The organism is Nitrospirota bacterium (genome assembly GCA_023229435.1).
Taxonomy (GTDB): domain Bacteria; phylum Nitrospirota; class UBA9217; order UBA9217; family UBA9217; genus JALNZF01.
In genome coordinates, this window is the sequence record JALNZF010000018.1 from 1 (window position 1) to 19926 (window position 19926).

Annotated in this window: 16 protein-coding genes and 1 pseudogene; all 17 read left to right on the plus strand. The window is 55.9% G+C overall.

The genetic code is table 11. From position 1 onward, the window contains the following. The first annotated feature begins 527 nt into the window (after window positions 1–527). The 17 genes and pseudogenes from M0R70_11635 (at window position 528) to M0R70_11715 (ending at window position 19885) form a co-directional block, all read left to right on the plus strand. On the plus strand, window positions 528–1007 hold the full coding sequence (locus M0R70_11635; protein MCK9420019.1) for a cyclic nucleotide-binding domain-containing protein: 480 nt from the start codon (window positions 528–530) through the stop codon (window positions 1005–1007). A gap of 1 nt (window position 1008) precedes the next feature. After that, entirely contained in the window at window positions 1009–1473 is a 465-nt protein-coding gene (gene nuoE, locus M0R70_11640) for an NADH-quinone oxidoreductase subunit NuoE (GenBank protein ID MCK9420020.1), read from the plus strand. A gap of 171 nt (window positions 1474–1644) precedes the next feature. Continuing rightward, window positions 1645–2931 carry an NADH-quinone oxidoreductase subunit NuoF gene (gene nuoF / locus M0R70_11645; GenBank protein MCK9420021.1) on the plus strand — a complete coding sequence of 429 codons (1287 nt, stop codon included), beginning with the start codon at window positions 1645–1647 and terminating at the stop codon, window positions 2929–2931. A 223-nt stretch (window positions 2932–3154) separates the two neighbouring features. Next, window positions 3155–5335 (plus strand): molybdopterin-dependent oxidoreductase, encoded by a 2181-nt coding sequence (locus M0R70_11650; protein ID MCK9420022.1) that lies wholly within the window; start codon window positions 3155–3157, stop codon window positions 5333–5335. A gap of 289 nt (window positions 5336–5624) precedes the next feature. Beyond that, complete coding sequence (locus tag M0R70_11655; GenBank protein ID MCK9420023.1) at window positions 5625–6185, plus strand: tetratricopeptide repeat protein; 561 nt, start codon at window positions 5625–5627, stop codon at window positions 6183–6185. A gap of 107 nt (window positions 6186–6292) precedes the next feature. Continuing rightward, a complete protein-coding gene (recN, locus tag M0R70_11660; GenBank protein ID MCK9420024.1) occupies window positions 6293–7993 on the plus strand; it encodes a DNA repair protein RecN in 1701 nt (566 codons plus the stop codon). A gap of 137 nt (window positions 7994–8130) precedes the next feature. Then, a complete protein-coding gene (gene cysK, locus M0R70_11665; GenBank protein MCK9420025.1) occupies window positions 8131–9057 on the plus strand; it encodes a cysteine synthase A in 927 nt (308 codons plus the stop codon). Window positions 9058–9112: 55 nt separating this feature from the next. Further along, entirely contained in the window at window positions 9113–9259 is a 147-nt protein-coding gene (locus M0R70_11670) for a hypothetical protein (GenBank protein ID MCK9420026.1), read from the plus strand. Window positions 9260–9314: 55 nt separating this feature from the next. Further along, window positions 9315–10241 carry a cysteine synthase A gene (cysK, locus tag M0R70_11675; GenBank protein ID MCK9420027.1) on the plus strand — a complete coding sequence of 309 codons (927 nt, stop codon included), beginning with the start codon at window positions 9315–9317 and terminating at the stop codon, window positions 10239–10241. 61 nt (window positions 10242–10302) lie between these two features. Further along, window positions 10303–11430, plus strand: coding sequence for a cysteine desulfurase (locus M0R70_11680; GenBank protein MCK9420028.1), 1128 nt, complete (start codon window positions 10303–10305; stop codon window positions 11428–11430). 169 nt (window positions 11431–11599) lie between these two features. Beyond that, window positions 11600–11830: pseudogene (locus M0R70_11685) on the plus strand (KilA-N domain-containing protein). Window positions 11831–11943: 113 nt separating this feature from the next. Continuing rightward, window positions 11944–12633 carry a hypothetical protein gene (locus M0R70_11690; GenBank protein ID MCK9420029.1) on the plus strand — a complete coding sequence of 230 codons (690 nt, stop codon included), beginning with the start codon at window positions 11944–11946 and terminating at the stop codon, window positions 12631–12633. 21 nt (window positions 12634–12654) lie between these two features. Then, a complete protein-coding gene (locus tag M0R70_11695; protein ID MCK9420030.1) occupies window positions 12655–13494 on the plus strand; it encodes an ATP-binding cassette domain-containing protein in 840 nt (279 codons plus the stop codon). Window positions 13495–13645: 151 nt separating this feature from the next. Continuing rightward, complete coding sequence (locus M0R70_11700; GenBank protein MCK9420031.1) at window positions 13646–14377, plus strand: ABC transporter permease; 732 nt, start codon at window positions 13646–13648, stop codon at window positions 14375–14377. Window positions 14378–14749: 372 nt separating this feature from the next. Continuing rightward, window positions 14750–16924, plus strand: coding sequence for a DUF1926 domain-containing protein (locus M0R70_11705; GenBank protein MCK9420032.1), 2175 nt, complete (start codon window positions 14750–14752; stop codon window positions 16922–16924). 210 nt (window positions 16925–17134) lie between these two features. After that, window positions 17135–18901, plus strand: a complete 1767-nt coding sequence (locus M0R70_11710) for a VCBS repeat-containing protein (protein ID MCK9420033.1) — start codon at window positions 17135–17137, stop codon at window positions 18899–18901. A gap of 225 nt (window positions 18902–19126) precedes the next feature. Beyond that, window positions 19127–19885 carry an isoprenyl transferase gene (locus M0R70_11715; GenBank protein ID MCK9420034.1) on the plus strand — a complete coding sequence of 253 codons (759 nt, stop codon included), beginning with the start codon at window positions 19127–19129 and terminating at the stop codon, window positions 19883–19885. Window positions 19886–19926 lie beyond the last annotated feature (41 nt).

Genomic DNA, 19926 nt, shown 5'->3' on the forward strand with positions numbered 1-19926 from the left:
CCAAGGCCTTCATCCAGAGATACCAGGGCCAGTTCAACGAACAGCAGCTTGCGGACATGCTCTGGATCACCCGGAAATCGCTCTGGGAAAAGAGAAAGAAGTGGGGGATGCCGAGGGAGCGGTAGGGTGGCGCACGCCGCGATCAGAACGGCTGATTTTAACGGCGAGTGTAACTTTCCATTTCTTGTGCTTCCCGCGCCTTCAGAAACTGTGTAGATTCATCACCTGCCCCTCATCGTTCGAAGATGATATCCCTCAGAATCATCTGTTCAATACATACGTCATAATCCGCCCATGATGTCATCAAAAAATATTACCCTGTTATAAATAGTATTGACCTTTGCGGGTAAACATGTTACCAAGCATAACCGCAGTGCTTTAAGCAGAAAATTATGAGTATATAAGATATGGTAACGCTGATTTGAAGGCCTCTGCGCCGCGCGGACCAAAGTTATTTGAATCCCCGCTCACCGGCGGCAGAGGGATGACGGATGCGTTGAGATACGTATACGAAACAGGAGGACTCCATGGTTGATGCGAAGGACATTCAGAACATAACGTTGTTCAAAGGGTTGACCGGAGAAGAACTCATGATCATTGCAAGCGCCATGACCGGTGATACGTTTCCCGAAGGGCATGAGGTGTATCACGAGAACGAGGTGGGCTGCGCCTGCGTCTATATCATCCGCAGGGGCAAGGTGGACGTGATCAAGACGAGCACAGACGGCGACCCCATGACGCTCACGGTGCTCAGAGAAGGAAACTTCTTCGGTGAATTTTCATTTTTCGACAGCAAACCGCACTCGGCCTCAACGATCGTCGCGGAGGACGGCACTGTTGTGTTGTCGCTGCAGCGCCCCGATTTCGACCGTGTTCTGGAGTCCTATCCCCGCATCGGGAACAAGGTGCTGATCAATGTCATCCATGAGATCAGCGCGGTGATCAGGAAGATGAATGCGAGCCATGTTGACATGGCCGGCTACATGTTCGGCAGGACAAAACGGTAGCATGCTGAGCGCCGATGCCATAGAGCGGATACGCAAGAAGCGCCGGCACTACCCCGACGCACGAGCCGCAGTGCTGCCCGCCCTGCACATCGTGCAGGATGAACTGGGGCACCTTCCCGCTGACGCGATGCGGTCCGTCGCGGACCTGCTGAACGTGCCTGAGTCGGAGGTGTACGGTACCGCCACATTCTACGCGCTCCTGCGATGGAAGCCCGCTGGCCGACACGTGATCTCCGTTTGCCACAACCTCCCGTGCTCGCTCCTCGGCGCTGAAACGATCATGGAACATCTCAGCAGCGCACTCGGCGTTGGAGAAGGCCAGGTCACGGTGGATGGAAAGTTCTCCTTTCAACGGATCGAGTGCATCGGCAGGTGCGACGGAGCCCCCGCCATGCTGGTCGATGATGATTATCACGGCAATCTGACGCCGGAGAAGATAGAGGGGATCCTGAAAAAGTATAAATGATGATCCAGCGCAAAAGCAGGTAACCGCGGAGACGTACCCTGCACTCGCGCCGAGCATTCGTTAACGCCGGGCACAGGCTGAGACGCGGATCTAGATCGGTCCGATACGACCGATCAGTCTGATCCGTCTTAGTCCTGATTGTGCGCCTGATCTGTATGATTGGATGAACCGATGGAAACAATGCTGCTCAAAAGGATACAGATCCCCAACTCCACGGACATCGATGTGGCCATGGCGCACGGGGCCTACTCGTCCGTTGAGAAGGCGTACGCGATGCGGCCCGTTGATGTCATTGATGAGGTAAGGCGTTCCGGGCTTCGCGGCCGGGGCGGGGCGGGTTTCCCCGCGGGCACAAAATGGTCTTTTGCGGCCATGGATCTGAAAAGACCAAAGTATCTTATCTGCAATGCCGACGAAGGCGAGCCGGGCACGTTCAAGGACCGGATCATCCTCGAACACGATCCGCACATCCTGATTGAAGGCATGATCATCGCCGGTTATGCCATCGGCGCCGAACAGGGCTATATCTACGTGCGGGGCGAGTACCCCGCCGCGTTCGATGTTCTCGAACGCGCGATCGACCAGGCCGTAGCGAAAGGGTTTCTCGGGAAGGGCATCGGGAAAAAAGGCGTGTCGTTCGATCTTGCGGTGCACCGCGGAGCAGGCGCGTACATTTGCGGCGAGGAGACGTCGCTCATCGAATCTCTTGAAGGCAGGCGCGGTCAGCCCCGCGTGAGGCCGCCGTTTCCGGCGAACGCGGGGGCCTGGGGTAAGCCGACGGTCGTGAACAACGTGGAGACGCTGGCCAATGTGCCCTGTGTCATCGGGCTCGGATCCGACGCCTACGCCCGGATTGGCGTGGAAGGTTCGACGGGCACGAAGATCTTCAGCGTGAGCGGCGCGGTGAACAAGCCGGGCGGGTATGAACTTCCGATGGGCACAACGCTCCGGGAGGTCATCTATACCCATGCCGGCGGGATCAGGGACGGCAGGGAACTCAAGGCGGTCATTCCGGGCGGGGTATCGACACCGATGCTTACGCCCGCGCACCTCGACGTCAGGATGGATTTTAACTCGCTCCTTGCGGCGGGGTCCATGCTCGGTTCGGGCGCGGTGATTGTTATGGACGACAGGACCTGTATGGTGAAGGCGACGTCCATCATCGTCCGCTTCTTCGAGCATGAATCGTGCGGCAAGTGCACGCCCTGCCGCGAAGGCACGGGATGGTTCTCCCAGATATACCATCGCATGATGAAGGGCGAGGGCAGGGAAGATGATATCGATGTCCTGCTCGCCATCTGCGGAAAGATGAAGGGCACGTGCTTCTGCCCCCTCGGCGAAGGGGCGCTCCAGCCGGTGCTGTCGAGCATCAAATATTTCCGTGGTGATTATGAGCGCTGTATCCGCAAGCAGGGATGCGATGACCGGTCATGCCGGGCGAAGGCGGACGTCAAATAGCCACGGTATCATAGTGCGGCTTTTCGCAGTAACCAATGCAAAATGCAAATTGTAAATCTCAAATTGCAAAATTGACGCATGCTCCTAGGCCGTAGTATTTCTTCAACTCATTTTGACTTTTGCATTTTACACGCTGCATTTTGCAAATATCTTTCAACATTCGTGCTGCCATGCCAGGTTTCGAAGAGAAATACATGCTATAGGTGATTTGGAATTATAACGTATGCCTACCCTGACCATTGACGACAAAACCGTGACGATCGCTCTCGGCTCCACCCTGCTTGACGCGGCGAAAGCGGCGGGTGCGCGGGTCCCGACGTTGTGCAACGACGACAAACTCCATCCCTACGGCGCGTGCAGGATCTGCATGGTCGAAGTGATGGGCACGCCGCGCAGGATGGTGACCTCCTGCACCACACCGGCGATGGAGGGCATGGTGATCAGAACGATGTCCCCGGCGATCCTCGAGGCACGTAAATCCATTCTTGAATTTCTGCTCATCAATCATCCCCTCGATTGTCCGGTCTGCGACAAGGCGGGCGACTGCCGTCTCCAGGACCTTGTGCATGAGCACGGACTGAACCCGGGGACGTTTGCGGAGAAAAAAAGGAACCTGTCTCCCGATTTCTCGTCAGCGGTCATCGAGCGCAATACGGACCGCTGCATCCTGTGCGGGAAGTGCGTTCGCATCTGCGGCGAGCAGAATGCCGAGCATGAACTGGCCTTCACCCGGCGCGGCGGCAGGTCGCGTATCAGTACGTCGTGCGACCGGCCGCTCGATTGCGAGTTCTGCGGAGAATGCGTGGAGATCTGTCCGGTTGGGGCCCTCACGACCAGGCAGTTCAAATACAAAGCGAGGACGTGGAGCCTTGAAGAGACCGGATCGACGTGCCTGTACTGCGGCAACGGCTGCCCGATAAAACTGGAGACCTATAAGGGCCGGGTGGTGCGGGTCAGTCCCGCACGGAACAATTTTCTTTGCGCACGGGGGCGCTTTGGCTGGGACGCTGTTCATCACGAGGCGCGGCTGATCCTGCCGAAGATGCGGGTGGGCGGTGAGCTGATCGACTCCACCTGGGAAGAGGCATTGACCCGTGTTGCCGACGCGCTGCAAACGATCAAGGGTACGCGCGGGGCAGCGAGCATCGGCGGCCTGGGTTCCGTCAGGACCACGAACGAGGACAACTATCTGTTTCAGAAGTTCATGCGCAGCGTGGTCGGCACGAACAACATCGACCTGCTCGCCCGGCTCAAGATGCCGATGGGCCTGAATACGAGCCTTTTCACCGCGGAGCTTGCGTCCATCAGCGAGAGCGACGTGGTCCTTGTCCTGGACAGGGACGTGGGCGAGATCAATCCATTGACGGGCATCGAGATCGTGCGCGCGGTGAACCAAAAAGGGCAGAAGCTCATTCTGCTGAACGGCATGCTTAACAAGTTCGACAGGCTCGCCTCGGTTTCGTTGACCGCCGGGGACGCGGAGACAGCGCTCGGCGATCTGATCGCCGCGGTCGGCGGGGATACCCGCCAGAAGGGTGAGGACATTGCCGAGGCTGTCGGCCTGCTCATGACGGCGAGACGCGTTTCGATAGTCCTGCCTGCTGAACCGTCGCCCGCGGTGCTTGACCGCGCGAAGTATCTTGCGGTACTGCTTGGACAGACGACCCTCGTTCCCCTTGTCCGGCGCGGCAATCTTCAGGGCGCGCTTGATATGGGCGTTCTGCCGGATTACTATCCGGGGTATCAAAAAATCAACCCGACCGCTGCTGCTCGCTTTAAAACGGAATGGGGAGTTGACGTGCCCGGGACACCGGGCATGAACGCCATGGAGATACTGAACAGCATTGTATCGGGAAATCTTTCCGCTCTCACGATCATGGGGGATGATCCGGTCGGTAATTCCCCGGATATCGCTTCCGTGCTCAAGAAGCTGGACTTTCTGGTAGTGCAGGACATCTTTCTGACCGAGACGGCGAAGATGGCTGACGTGGTGCTTCCCGCAACAAGTTTTATCGAAAAAACCGGGACGGTTACGAACCTCGAGCGGCGGTTGCAGCGCATCGACAAGGCGGAGGAACCACTGGGGGAATCGATGCCGGATTGGCGGATCATACAGGCGCTGGCCCAAAAGATGGGATCATCCATGAACTATGCTTCAAGCTCAGCTATCATGAAAGAGATCAAATCAATCGTTTCAGCTTACAAGGATCTCGCTGTGGGCGCCTGCTGGCCAAAGGAACTGTCGCCGCTTCACGGAACAGACGCGGACCTTTCTCTCTCATCCGAAACTTTTTTAAAGCGGGAGGTGATCACCGCGAACAGGCTGCTCTTCTCGTCGGGAACCATGATTTCCCGGTCAAAGGAAATCGGAAGTATCTCCCCGGGGAAAATCAATAAGCCTTAAGAGCCTGTTGCACTAACCCACTCTTCGTCACCCTGAGCGAAGTGAAGGGTCTTGCAACTGGTGAAAAGCAAGATTCTTCACTACGTTCAGCATGACATGCTGGACTGATTCAGCATACTTGCAACAGGTTCTCAACGGCTTGTAATATTATGCGCCGCCCTATCCGTGGTAACACAATGTCTTTTCAACTTTATTGCGAATGACCTTCAAGTATATTGTTCAAGTATATTATTCTTGAATAGGCCCATGCTTTGTGTTAAATTTGGCACAGCCTTGGGATGGGGCTCACATGAAAAGAAAATTTTTCATTATTACGCTTATTTCCCTTGCGTTCTGCGGTCTGCCGCAGGCAACCATTGCGCAAAGTGTTCCCCGGGAATATGCAAAGGCGGACCAGATGTTCTCGCAAGGCCGTTACCCGGACGCAATTCGTTTGTATCAGGCAATGCTTTCCTCTCCGTCCCGCGCTGTTTCCCCGGGGGTTCTCCATACCCGGATCGCCGACAGTTATTTTCGTCTGGCCGACTACCAGCATGCCCTCGATGCATACCGCCAGGCATTGAAAGAGCAGAAGCCCGATGAACGAGCGCAGACCCAGTACTGGATAGGGTTCTGCACGCTGCTTCTCGGCAGGAACGCCGAGGCGGTGACCGAATTCTTGAATATACCGGTGAGCTATCCAACATCCGGCATGTTGGTCAACACCGCGTACTACTGGGCAGGCAGAGCGAGCGAACGCATGGGCAGGAAAGACCAGGCAGCGGAGCTGTACCGCAAGGCGGGAGGGAACGGAACATCCACCCAGGGACGCTTTGCGATGAAGAAGGCGAAGAACGTGAAATTAAAATAGGGTCCAGGAGTCAGGGTTCAGGGTCCAGATAACGTCATACCATTCATGGTCACGGATAAATAATTTCTGGACCCTGACCCCTGAACTCTGGCCCCTGCCGTTAAATCATGTTGAAAGAACTGAATATAAAAAATTTTGCCATCATCGACCAGCTTCGGGTGGAGTTTGCGCCGGGGCTGAACGTGTTCACGGGCGAAACCGGGGCCGGCAAGTCAATCGTTGTCGACGCGCTGAGCCTCGTGCTCGGCGAACGGGCGAGCGTTGACCTTATCCGCAGCGGCTTTCAGGAGGCTGTGGTGGAGGCGAACTTCGAGCTCAATAGCCGTGTTGCTGCGGACGTGACGGCGCTGCTGTCGGAGCAGGGCATTGAGATGGACGCGGGAGGGGACCTGATCGTGCGCCGGGTGCTCTCGTCCTCGGGCAAGAACAAGGTCTATATCAACGGAAGCCTGGCAAACCTCGCCGCGCTCGCGGCCGTCGGCGCGAACCTTGCCGATATCCACGGCCAGCATGAGCACCAGTCGCTTCTCTCTCTCGAACGCCAGATGGAGATGCTCGACACCTTCGGCGGGCTCGATGCGCTTCGTGATGAGGTGACCGCCGAGTATCGCCGGTTGTTTGACATCCGAAAGGAACTGGCTGAGCTCCAGGAGGGGGAGCGCGATCGGGCGCAGCGGGAGGACCTGCTGCGATACCAGCAGAATGAGATCGAAGCAGCCCAGCTCAAGCCGGGCGAGGACGAAGAACTCGCGAACGCACAAAAGGTCATGGCAAATACCGAAAAGCTCGCGGCCCTTTCAGCCATGGTGGATGAGGTGCTTTATTCGTCCGATGGTTCGGTGCTCACAAACCTGAAAAAGGCGATCAACGGGTTGAACGACTTAAGTCAGATCGACAACAGCCTCGCGGGTGCGCGTGATCTCTGTGAGTCCGGCCGCGCGCAGATCGAAGAGGCCGCACGGGAAGTCACTTCGTACCACAATCGTGGTGAGTCCGATCCTCAGCGGATGGAGCAGATCGGGGACCGGATGGATCTGATCCAGAAGCTCAAAAAAAAGTACGGGAATTCGATCGAGGACGTCATCGACTTCGGCGCAAAAGCGTCGGCCGCGCTCGAACGGATGGAACGGAGCACCGAGGAGATCGAGAACCTGAAATCAGGGATCCAGGAGATCAAGTTCGGATTGACCGACAAGGCGAAGCAGCTGACGAAGAAGCGAAAAGCTGCGGCCCGTGAACTCGAGAAAAGGGTCGAGGCCGAGCTTAACCACCTCGGAATGAAGAAAACAACATTTTCGATTAAGATCACACAGGAGCCCGGTGGAGACACGCTTGACGGCCTCAAACTCGGGCCGCGCGGCGCGGACCGCGTGGAGTTCCTGATCGCGCCGAACGCGGGCGAGGATCCGAGGTCGCTCGCGAAGATCGTGTCAGGCGGAGAGCTGTCGCGCATCATGCTCGCGCTCAAGACCATTCTGGTGGAAGGCGACAGCATCCCCACGCTCGTGTTCGACGAGGTGGACGCGGGCATCGGCGGCGCGGTGGCGGAAGAGGTCGGCAAAAAACTCAAACGCGTGGCCACGAAACGACAGGTCTTCTGTATCACCCATCTGCCGCAGATCGCGAGCATGGCCGGGAGCCACTATGGTGTTACCAAGTCCGTGAAGAAGGAACGGACGAGCACCGAGGTGCGGCTGCTCGACAGGCAGGAACGCGTGGACGAGATCGCGCGGATGCTCGGAGGTAAGACGATCACCGAGGCTACGGTGAAGCATGCCGAGGAGATGATCGAGCGGGGAAGCGCATGAAACAGTTCAGAGTTCAGCGTTCAAGGTTCAACGTTCAACGTTGTGGTAGTTCCCTGTAGCTGCCCTTGGGCTACGCGATGATAACGTAACGAACGACTAAAACCAGTGGAAATGACGGAAGGACAAATATGGCAAAGATTAAGACAATAAAGACAATACTGGACCTGATCGGGAACACTCCCTTGGTAAAACTGAATAGACTGCCGGGCGTCGGAGATGCTGAGGTGTGGGCAAAGCTCGAAGGTTTCAACCCCGGCGGGAGTGTCAAGGACCGGCCGGCCCTTGCCATGATCGAGGACGCGGAAAGAAAAGGACTGCTCAAAAAGGGTATGAAGATCGTTGAGCCCACGAGCGGCAATTTTGGAATCGGACTTGCTATAGTCGCGGCAGTGAAGGGATACACGATCGTCCTTACCATGTCCGAGGCCATGACAGTCGAGCGCCGCAAGCTGCTGGAAGCTTACGGCGCCGAGCTTGTGCTTACTCCCGCTGACAAAGGCATGCAGGGCGCGATCGATAAGTCCGACGAGATCGTCGCATCGGGCAAGGAATATTATAAGCCCGACCAGTTCAGCAATCCCGCGAACCCACAGGCGCACCGGAGGACCACGGCAAAGGAAATTTTGCAACAGATGGGCACAAAGAAGATCGATGCCTTTGTGGCCGGTGTCGGGACCGGCGGCACGATCATGGGGGTGGGCGAGGTGCTCAGGAAAAAGTTCAAGGACATCATGATCTATGCGGTGGAACCCGCTGACTCGCCGGTGCTCTCCGGAGGTCAGCCCGGACCCCATCCGATCCAGGGGATCGGCGTCGGATTCGTGCCGGTCATCCTGGACATCCGCGTGTATGACGAAATCATCAAGGTCACCCAGGATGTTGCCGTCGAGACCACGCGTCGACTTGCACGGGAGGAAGGCATACTCGTTGGCATCTCGTCGGGTGCGGCCTGCTGGGCGGCGCTCCAGGTGGCGAAACAGCTCGGGAAAGGCTCGCGGGTCGTTACGGTTCTCCCTGATGTTGGCGAGCGGTATTTGACCATGGGGATATTCGACAGGCGTTAGCACTTCAGCGTATTTTTTCATCGTTCCCGAGTGCCTTTAGGGTGTTTCTAAGGCCGTGAAGAAGGACCGGACGAGCACCGATGTGCGGCTGCTTGACAGGCAGGAACGCGTGGACGCGATCGCGCGGAAGCTCGGAGGAAAGACGATCACCGAGGCTACGGTGAAGCATGCCGAGGAGATGATCGGGCGGGGAACCGAGTAATAAGTTCGGAGTTTGGAGTTCGGAGTGCGGAGTAAAAAAACCGGAAAGGATGAATATGTCAAAGATTAAAACAGTGCTGGACCTGATCGGGAACACGCCTTTGGTAAGGCTCAACAAACTGCCGGGTGCCGGCGATGCAGAGGTGTGGGCAAAGCTCGAAGGATTCAACCCCGGAGGGAGTGTCAAAGACCGGCCGGCCCTCGCCATGATCGAGGACGCGGAAAAGAAGGGGATTCTCAAAAAGGGCATGAAGATCGTGGAGCCCACGAGCGGCAATACCGGCATCGGTCTTGCCATGGTCGCCGCGGTCAAGGGCTACACGGTAATTCTGACCATGCCCGAGTCCATGACAATCGAGCGTCGAAGACTGCTTGAAGCTTACGGCGCGCAGCTTGTGCTCACTCCCGCTGAAAAAGGCATGAAAGGCGCGATCGCGAAGGCCGACGAGATCGTGGCATCAGGAAAGGAATATTTCAAACCCGACCAGTTCGGCAATCCCGCGAACCCGCAGGTCCACCGCCGCACCACGGCAAAAGAGATCATCAAACAGATGGGCGCAAAAAAAGTGGACGCGTTCGTGGCCGGCGTCGGCACAGGCGGCACGATCACGGGTGTTGGAGAAGTGCTCAGGAAAAAATACAAGGACATCACGATCTATGCCGTTGAACCCGCGGCCTCGCCGGTGCTCTCGGGGGGCCAGCCCGGCCCCCACGTTATTCAGGGGATCGGCGCGGGGTTCGTGCCCGCCATATTGAACACGAAGGTTTACGACGGGATCATCAAGGTCACGAACGATGACGCCGCTGATACCTCGCAGCGGCTCGCGCAAGAGGAAGGCCTGCTGGTGGGCATCTCGTCCGGCGCGGCCTGTTGGGCGGCGCTTCAGGTGGCGAAACGGCTCGGAAAGGGCGCGAGGGTCGTCACGCTCCTGCCCGATGTCGGCGAGCGGTATATGACCTTGGGGATATTCGACCGGCGATAGAAGTGGGGAGTTCGGAGTGCGGAGTGCGGAGCAGAAGCTTTATTCGCTTATGGATTTTAATATGATGAACCCAATCTATCTTGACTATAACGCCAGTACTCCCGTTGATGCGAGGGTCCTCGAAGAGATGCTGCCCTATTTGAAGGAAAAGTTCGGCAATCCTTCCAGCAGCCATTCCTACGGTATTGCGCTCAAGTCCGGCATCGAACAGGCGCGCGAGCGTGTCGCGGCGCTTCTGGGGTGCGAGGCATCAGAGATCATCTTCACGAGCGGGGCCACGGAATCGAACAACATGGTGATCAAGGGCGTTATCGCTTCAGCGCCCAAAGGCAGCCACATCATCGCGACCCGGATCGAACATCCGGCAGTGCTTGAACCGTGCCACTATCTTGAGACACAGGGATACCCGGTAACGTATCTGCCGGTTGACGAATACGGACTCGTGGACCCCGCGGACCTTGAACAGGCGATCACCCCAAAGACCGTGCTCGTCACGGTCATGCATTCGAATAACGAGGTCGGAACGATACAGAACATTACGTCGCTCGCGAAGATCGCAACTTCCAGCGGGATCCTGTTCCACACCGATGCAGCGCAGAGCCTGGGCAAGGTCCGTGTGAAGGTCCGGGAACTTGGCGTGGATTTCCTGACCATTGCCGGCCACAAGTTCTATGCGCCGAAAGGCATCGGCGCGCTGTATATCAAGAACGGCCGCAAACTTTCGCCGCTGCTGCGCGGAGCAGGGCATGAGCGGGGGCTAAGGCCGGGCACGGAGAATGCCGCGTTCATCGTCGGCCTGGGTGCTGCATGCACGATCGCTTCGGAGATCATGGATGCTGAAGGGCCGCGCCAGATAAAACTCGGGCAGCGATTATTCGAAGGATTGAAGCTCTCAGGAATGAAGGTGCATCTGAACGGCCATCCTGAAAAGAAGCTGCCGAATACCTGGAACATCAGCTTTGAGGGGTTCGATTCGATAGCGGTCATGGAGGCACTGGGAAGAGATATCGCGGTCTCTCCCGGAGCCGCATGCCACGGCAGTACGGTGAACGCGTCACATGTACTGGTCGCCATGGGTACGGACCCCGCGCTTGCCCGCGGCGCGATACGCTTCAGTTTGGGGAGGGAAACAACGGAGGCGGAGATTGATGTTGTTGTTGAGATGTTGAAGAAAAAGTTGGCGAGATAATAGCCAGTGTTTCAAAGATATTTTTATCGTCATTTCCTAATGATTTTATCGAGAACATACCAGGGGCAAGTCTTTCTAATTGAAATTACTCTGATCTCGCGTTATTGAAGATGAAATGCAACAAAAAAGCCCTAATGACCTTCGAAGTCAACCCGGGAGGGAAGAAATAGTGGCGAAGATAAAAGTTAAAGGCACCGAAATCTCAATAATCACGGTGAATAACGATGACTATATCTCTTTAACCGATATGCTGAAAGCAAAAGACGGACAATTTTTTATTTCAGATTGGTTAAGAAATAGAAATACTGTTGAATTTCTGGGTGTTTGGGAAAGAATTTATAATCCGACTTTTAATTATGGCGAATTCGCCATAATTAAAAGTCAGGCGGGTTTAAACAGCCTGTAGGTTGGGCAAGCGCTTTTTTTGCCCAACAGATTTTAAAGATGTTGGGCTGTGAAGCGTAGCCCAACCTACCAACTCACGAAGGGTTTGCGGGGAAAAGAAAGGTCCAAATGAGAGCCACTGTTAGGCAATATATTGTTTTCATGATGATGTTCTTAGCATTGTCTTTTATGCATGCAGATGCGAACGCAATGAGCGTGGAGGTTCGAGGAGGTCATGATCGAACAGCTATTAAGTGTTCTGATGGGTGGTGTCCCGATGATTCTGTTACAAGAGTCAGTGCTGATATCGTCTTTAGTCCATGGAAGAGAGCGGATCTGTTTATCGGGCCTGAATATGCAAAATCCGTCACTTCCACCTATAGATCCTCTGCGTCGATGGTGCCGGGATCATCTTGGAACCACTATTCCATAGATTATTCGTTCGATTATACAGCTCTTTCATTCGGAGTACGCCTTAAACCGATCGTACGTGATCGATGGCATTTCTATGTTGCGCTGGGAGGTCTGATTGGTACGTCATCTTATAAAGCAAGCTTCGGAGAACAGAACAATTTAGTTTCTTTGTCTTCCGACCGCGGTAGCTCGCATTTTACGACATTGAGAATAGGTCCGGGCGCGGTCTTCAATTTCACAGAGCAATTGGGAGTGGGAATAGAGTTATCACTTACGCCGAAGGTCACTGCCTATAAATTGCATATCAGAGACGTGAATTCCGGTACAGGACAGGTTACGGAAAGGGAACTAAAAGGCCCCGATGAGATGTTTGGTGTTACGCTCGGGCTCCGGTATATGTTCTGAATCATGGATCATTTCTTCGCTATGATCGAAACCAATAATCTCACAAAATATTTCGGCACCCTCGGCGCGGTCCGGTCCATCAGTTTCTCCGTGAACAAAGGGGAGGTCTTCGGCCTCCTCGGCCCGAACGGCGCGGGGAAGACAACGACGATGCGCATGCTGACCACCCTGCTTTCTCCGACATCAGGCACGGCATCGGTAGCCGGATATGATGTTCAGGCTGATCCGCTCCAGGTCAAACGTTCGATCGGCGTGGTTCCGCAGATGCTGAACCTCGACATCGATCTTACCTGCGCCGAGAACCTTGAGTTCCATGGCAGGCTTCACAAGATGGAGCCCGCCGACCGGGACGCGCGAAGCGAAGAACTGCTGCGTTTCGTCGGGCTCTGGGAAAAGAAGGAAACCCCGGTGGAACATCTGTCGGGCGGCATGCGCAGAAGACTGCTGATCGCCCGGGGGCTCATGCACCGGCCCGGGGTCATATTCATGGACGAACCGACGGTCGGACTGGATCCGCAGGCGCGCAGGTTGATCTGGGGACTCATCGAATCGCTGAAGCGGAGCAATATCACGATCATGCTCACGACGCACTATATCGAAGAGGCCGATGCGCTCTGCGACCGCGTGGCGATCATGCGCGCGGGAAAGATCATCGCGCTGGACAAACCCGCTGTGCTCAAGGACCGCGTGGGCAGGTTCGCTGTTGAGTGCATCGGGAGGCATGATGCGCCACGACAGTTCTTCAAAAACCGGGAAGAAGCGATCGATGCCAGCCGCGCCATGTGCACGGATATCATGATACGGGACGTCACGCTTGAGGATGTGTTCATCGATCTGACGGGCGAGAGGATCGAGGGATGACGAGAGTATTGAGTTCGGAGTGCGGAGTAGAACAAAAAGAGCCTGCCGCAGCAATGATTACGTAGAGGTCATTCCCGAATGTCTTTATCGGGAATCCAGTGTCCGAGAGCTTCTATCCGTGTTCATCCGTGGTTGCATTTAAGGTTTGATCATGAACTTCTACCCCATACTATGGAAAGAGATGACGCTCATCCGCAAGAAACCCTGGCGGTTTCTTGCGTCGAGCCTGGTCATGCCTATCCTTTACCTGGTGACCTTTGGCTGGGGCCTCGGCAGGGGCATGAACCTTGGCGGCGGCGCCTACCTTGAGTTCGTTCTGCCCGGCATTCTCGCGCTCTCGGCAATGAACAACAGCTTCAGCCCTGTTTCGGCATCGCTCAACATCAGCAAGTTGTACACCAAGACGCTCGAAGAAGTGCTCGTCTCGCCGGTCAGTCCGTGGGACATCGTCCTCGGTAGGTCGCTGACGGGACTCGCGCGGGGGCTCTTCTCGGCGCTTATGCTTCTGCTGGTCGGGCTGGTTTCCGGCGTGCATCTGCACCTTTCCATCTCTTTTTTCGTGGTATTGTCGCTCACCGCGTTCTGCTTCGGCGCCGCGGGCGTGGCCGCGGCCATGGTCACTCGCACACATGAGGACATGGCGAACTTCAACAGTTTTTTCATCCTCCCCATGTCGTTTCTGGCAGGCACGTTCTTTTCGCCGGACAAACTGCCGGAACCCTTTTACACGGCGATCCTCATCTATCCGCTTACGCACGCAAGCCTGCTGCTTCGCGCGCTGGCATCGGGCAATGATGCCTCCCCCGGGTCCATGCTCGTGCTTGCGGCATATACGGCCATCTTTTTCTTCCTTGCGGGCAGTCTGGTGAAGAGGACAGGATAAGACAGGGACCGGAAGAACCGGAGCCAAAGGGGCGTCTCTCGCAGAGCACGCTGAGGACGCAGAGGTAAACCAAAGCCGTTAAGCTGGGTTTAAACCAAAACATTTATTTAGCTTTTCTCTGCGAGCTCTGCGGAAGTCCTAAGTGGCCGCTTTTCTTTCATAGGCCACTGCGAGAAAATTTATTCTTTTCCGAGCGGCCTCGGAACAAGTCGCTTGCGATGCCTTCCTGTTCATGTATCCCGGTAAATCATCTAAATTCAGCCGCAACAACGCTCAATATCCTGTTTTCGATTGACTTTTAACAGCTGTAAGGATAATATTCCAATCTGTATCCTCATCAAAAATATCAGGAAAACACAGGGTTTCAACGAGATGCCGAAAGTACAATTCATCTTTGCCATCCACAATCATCAGCCCGTCGGCAATTTCGACTTCGTGGCCGAGGACGCTTATCAGAAAGCGTATCTGCCCTTTATCAAGGTGCTTGAGCGCCATCCCGATCTCAAGGTCACGCTGCACTACACGGGGATCCTCTACCATTTTTTTGAACAACACCATCCTGAATTCATCGAAATGCTCAAAAAACTCGTGGCTGAGGGCAGGGTGGAGGTCCTCTCCGGTGGATTTTATGAGCCGATCCTTGCCGTGTTGCCCGATGAAGACAAGATCGGTCAGGTCCGTGCGCTTACGGACTACATCAAGCGCGTGCTGGGCTACGACGCGCAGGGGCTGTGGCTCGCTGAACGGGTCTGGGAGCCCCACCTTCCCAAGACCATTGCCGCAGCCGGGATCAACCATGTAGTCGTCGATGATTTCCATTTCAAGATGGCCGGGCTCCGGGATGACGAACTTGACGGGTATTATCTTACCGAAGAGCAGGATGGAATGCTTCGCATCTTCCCGGGGAACGAACTGCTCCGCTATCTGATCCCGTTCCATCCACCGGAGGAGACGATCAACCATCTGTCCTCTTTCCGCTCGACGGAACGGAACAGGCTTGTGACGATGGCGGATGATGGTGAAAAATTCGGCGTCTGGCCCGGGACGTATCACTCCGTGTACGAGGAAGGCTGGCTTGAGCGGTTCTTCACCCTGCTCGAACAGAACAGCGACTGGCTTGAGACCACGACGTTCTCGGAGTACCTTACGAAGGAACCGACGCTCGGCAGGATCTATCTCCCCACGGCCTCGTACATGGAAATGGGTGAGTGGTCGCTCCCGACGCGCGCCATGAAGGAGTATGACGACGCCCTGGCAAAGGCGAAGGCATCCCCCGATTTTGCGGGACTGAGGGCCTTCATCAAGGGCGGGTTCTGGCGGAACTTCCTGGCCAAGTACCCCGAGAGCAACCATATGCACAAGCGGATGATGATGGTGAGCCGCAAGGTGCATGACGTTCTCAATGCGTACGGTACGAAGAGCAATGCCGAGACAACGCGGATGCTCGACCATCTCTATCAGTCGCAGTGCAACGATTCGTACTGGCACGGCGTGTTCGGCGGGCTTTACCTGCCGCATTTACGTTCCGCGGTGTATGAGCAGCTCATTCAAGCGGAGTTTCTTGCGGATGAGGTGCTGAAGGGACGAGGGACAAAGGACGAGGGACGAGGAATCAAGAAAAAGAGCGATTCGGCCACATGGCTGGAGATCGAAAAGGGCGATTTTGATATGGACGGGAGCGAGGAGGTCATGCTGAACTCCGAACTCATGAATCTGTTCATCGATCCGGCCGAGGGCGGCAGGATCACGGAGTTTGACTGGAAGCCGCGTTCATTCAACCTTACGAACACGCTTACGCGCAGGCGGGAAGGGTATCACGACAAGATCTCCCGGGCGTCCAAGGAAAAGGACGCATGCGGGGTAAAGACGATCCATGATCGCATAGTCGTCAAAGAGGAAGGGCTCGAATGCCACCTCCTGTACGACTGGTACAAGCGGGGATCGCTCCTCGACCATTTCCTCGAGTCCGGCGTCGATCTGTCGAGCTTCATGCGGTCCGAATACTACGAGGCCGGCGATTTTGTGCTCGGGTCTTACGACCTGAAACAAAAAAATCAGGGGGGAGTCGCGTCGCTTGCGCTGGAGCGGCACGGGAACGCTGCCGGGCTCGCGATTCTGATCAGAAAAGAGATCTCCCTGCACCAGGCCGCGTCGGAATTCATGGTGCGCTATGAGATCGAGAACCTGAGCGCAGAAGAGCTCAACACCTCCTTCGGCATCGAGTTCAATGTCTCGCTCCTCGCGGGGAACGCGCATGACCGGTACTACAACATCCCGGGCCATGTGCTGGAAAAGCGAAACCTCGCCTCCACCGGCGAAACGAATAATGTGAACCAGGTGAGCCTTGTGGACGAATGGCTCAAACTTAAGCTCACGTTTGCCTTCTCCCGATCCTCAAGCCTCTGGCGCGCGCCGGTTGAAACGGTCTCGCAATCCGAGGCCGGGTTCGAGCGCGTTTACCAGAGCTCGATGGTGATGCCGATCTGGCGGCTGTCGCTCCCGCCGGGAAAGTCGTGGGAAGCGGAGATACGGGTGAAGGTGGAGTAACGAAGACAAACAAAAAGGCAACTGCTGAGGTCAACAGCGTATCCGTAGATTACGCAGATTTCGCTGATTAAAAAGAACCTCAATGATGAGTATTAAAATCTGCGTCCATCTGCGAAATCTGCGGATAGATGCTTTTATCAGGTGTATGTTGTTTCTCAATTCAGACGTACTGAGTAGTTACCCTATTACCATAATGAGGTTATCATCAAAATGAGAAATGTGATCTTACCGTGCCTGCTCGTACTGTTGCTCGTCACCGGCGCTGTTGCCGAGGAGAAGACGATCGGCGTGAAGGAATATACCTCAGTGGACCAGCTTGCGGCCGCGATCTCGTCATACTTTCCCAAGGTGCAGGGCGAGGTGAAGACGGTGGCGGGGGACCAGCTTACGATAACGCTCGGGACCAGGGACGGGCTTCAGCAAGGCGTTGTCCTTACGATCTGGCGGGATGGCAGGGAGATACTCCACCCCGTAACGAATATCGTGATAGGCCGTCTCGAGGAAGAGGTTGGCAGTCTCGAGGTGACCGTTCCGGGCGAGACGACGTCCACCGGAGTGATAAAGAAAAAACTGAAGGAGCCCAGTGCGGGAGACACGGTGCGGATCACACCGAAGAAGATGGGGATCGGGATCATCCCGCTCCGGGCGGAACATCCCGAGATCATCCAGGGACTTGCCGGGCGGTTGAAGGAAACCGGCAGGTTTAGCGTGCTTGACAGCGAAAAGGGAGCTGCATTTCTGAGCGATAAGAAACAGCGCGACGCCTCACTGATCAAGGAGATGGGAAGGACCTTCAATCTCGACATGGTGCTGACGATCGAGATCATTCCCTCGGACGGCAAGTATCTGGTGACCGCGGGGATATTCTACGCCGATGATGCCAGGCAGCTTGATACGATCGTAGCCATGCTCAATCTCAGGACCAAGCGGGACGCGCTCGGGGAGGTGGAGCCGTTCTTCGCTCCGCCGAGGGTGGAAACGCGAGAGATCGCGGACCTGCCCTTTGATGCCCAGCTGTTCGCTGCGGCCGACCTGGAAGGGACCGGCTCGCTGCAGTATATCTTTTCCGACAATGCGAAGCTTCACATCTTCAAGCAGGGGCCTTCGGGATGGCGGGAAGATTGGGTCGAGAACATTACGTATGTTTCCAGCGAAATGCAGCACTTCAACCTTGATGTGGCGGATATCAACGGAAACGGCAAACCGGAGATCTTTGTTACCGGCATGCTGAACGGCACGGTCATCTCCTCCGTCATAGAGTTCAAGGACGGTGTATACCAGCGGATCGCCGACGTACCGGGATTTCTCCGGGTGGTCGCCCCTTCCGGGAAAAAGAGCATTCTGATCGGCCAGGGGTACGACCCTGTTTCGTTCTTTGCCGGACAACCGAAGCAATATGTCTGGCTTGACGGAAAATATGTCCCCACGTCGGAGTTCCCGCTGCCTAACGGGGTCGACCTCTACGGATTTGCATATGCCGACGCGGGAGAAACCAGTCCCCTTCTTGTTGCGCTCAGCGACGAGGACCAGCTGCTTGTTTTCTCCAAGGGAACGGTGATCTGGAAAAGTGAGGAAACATATCCGGCAGTCAAGCCGATCGTGATCAAGCCGGTGACCGGGATCGATGCCATGCTTTCGCCGTCTTCGGCAGAGATCGACAAGACACGGAAGGTGAAGATCCGCGGTCGGGTGTTCACCGTGGACCTGAACGGAGACGGTAAAGATGAGATCCTGCTGCCGAAGAACACCGGCGCCACGTTCCTGAGCGGGCACAAGAAGGCCGAGTTGATAGATCTGGGCTGGACCGGAGCCAGGCTTGAGCAGCGCTGGAGCATCAAGGACATCCCGGGCGTGGTCCTGGATTATCAGATCATCCAACAGCAGGGGCCGGGCGCACAGATCCTGGCGCTCGTGATGACGCCCGGCGGGCTGTTCGCGGCAGACCGCGTTCGCGTGATGAGCTATGCGACGAAGTAGAAAAAAGTGACTACTCGGGTTCAACGTTCAGGGTTCACGGTTCAAGGTTAAATGCCTTGAAGGTCGAACGATTTGTAGAGAAGACATCACTGAACGAATTTCAAAATGATGGGTACTCTGTTCAATGTTCCGATGTTGTTTATTCAGCCTAAACCTTGAACCGTGAACCTTGAACCATAAACCTGACAACCTGAGTAGTTGCGTTGAATGGAGATTTACCAGTAAATGAAAAGCAAAGATCAGACGCTTGAACAGCTTCGCGCCCAGTTGGACATGAACAGCCTGCCGAATCATGTTGCCGTCATCATGGACGGCAACGGCCGATGGGCCCAGCGCAATGGCCTGCCGCGCGTCGCCGGGCATAAGAAGGGTGTGGACACGGTACGCCGTGTTACAGAACAGTGCCGGCAGTACGGCATCCGGGTGTTGACGCTCTATGCGTTTTCCGACGAGAACTGGGGCAGACCCAAGGAAGAGGTGGGCTTTCTCATGGACCTGCTCGGGACCTTTCTCAAGGCCGAGATCTCGACCATGAAAGAGAACGGGATCCGGTTCCGCACCATCGGCAGGATTGAACGGCTCCCCGCATCGGCGCAGACGTGGATAGAACGGGCAGTGTCCGAGACCGCCGGGAACACCGGCATGGTACTGAACCTGGCGCTGTCCTACGGCGGGCGCGGTGAGATCCTGGAAGCGATCAAGCGCATGCGTTCGGTGAACGACACGGCGGCCGATGTTACGGAAGAGACCTTTTCCTCCTTTCTTGATACCGCGGGGCTGCCTGATCCGGATCTGATCATCCGCACGAGCGGCGAAAAACGCATCAGCAACTTTCTTCTCTGGCAGGCCGCCTACGCAGAGCTTTATTTCACCGAGACCCTCTGGCCTGATTTCAAGGAGCAGGACCTTCTGGCGGCACTTCTGGATTACCAGGGGCGTCAGCGCCGGTTCGGTCTGACGCAGGACCAACTCGTGCAGAAATGACGGGATCGCGGAAATCCGGTTCTCCACGATTGTAACACCAT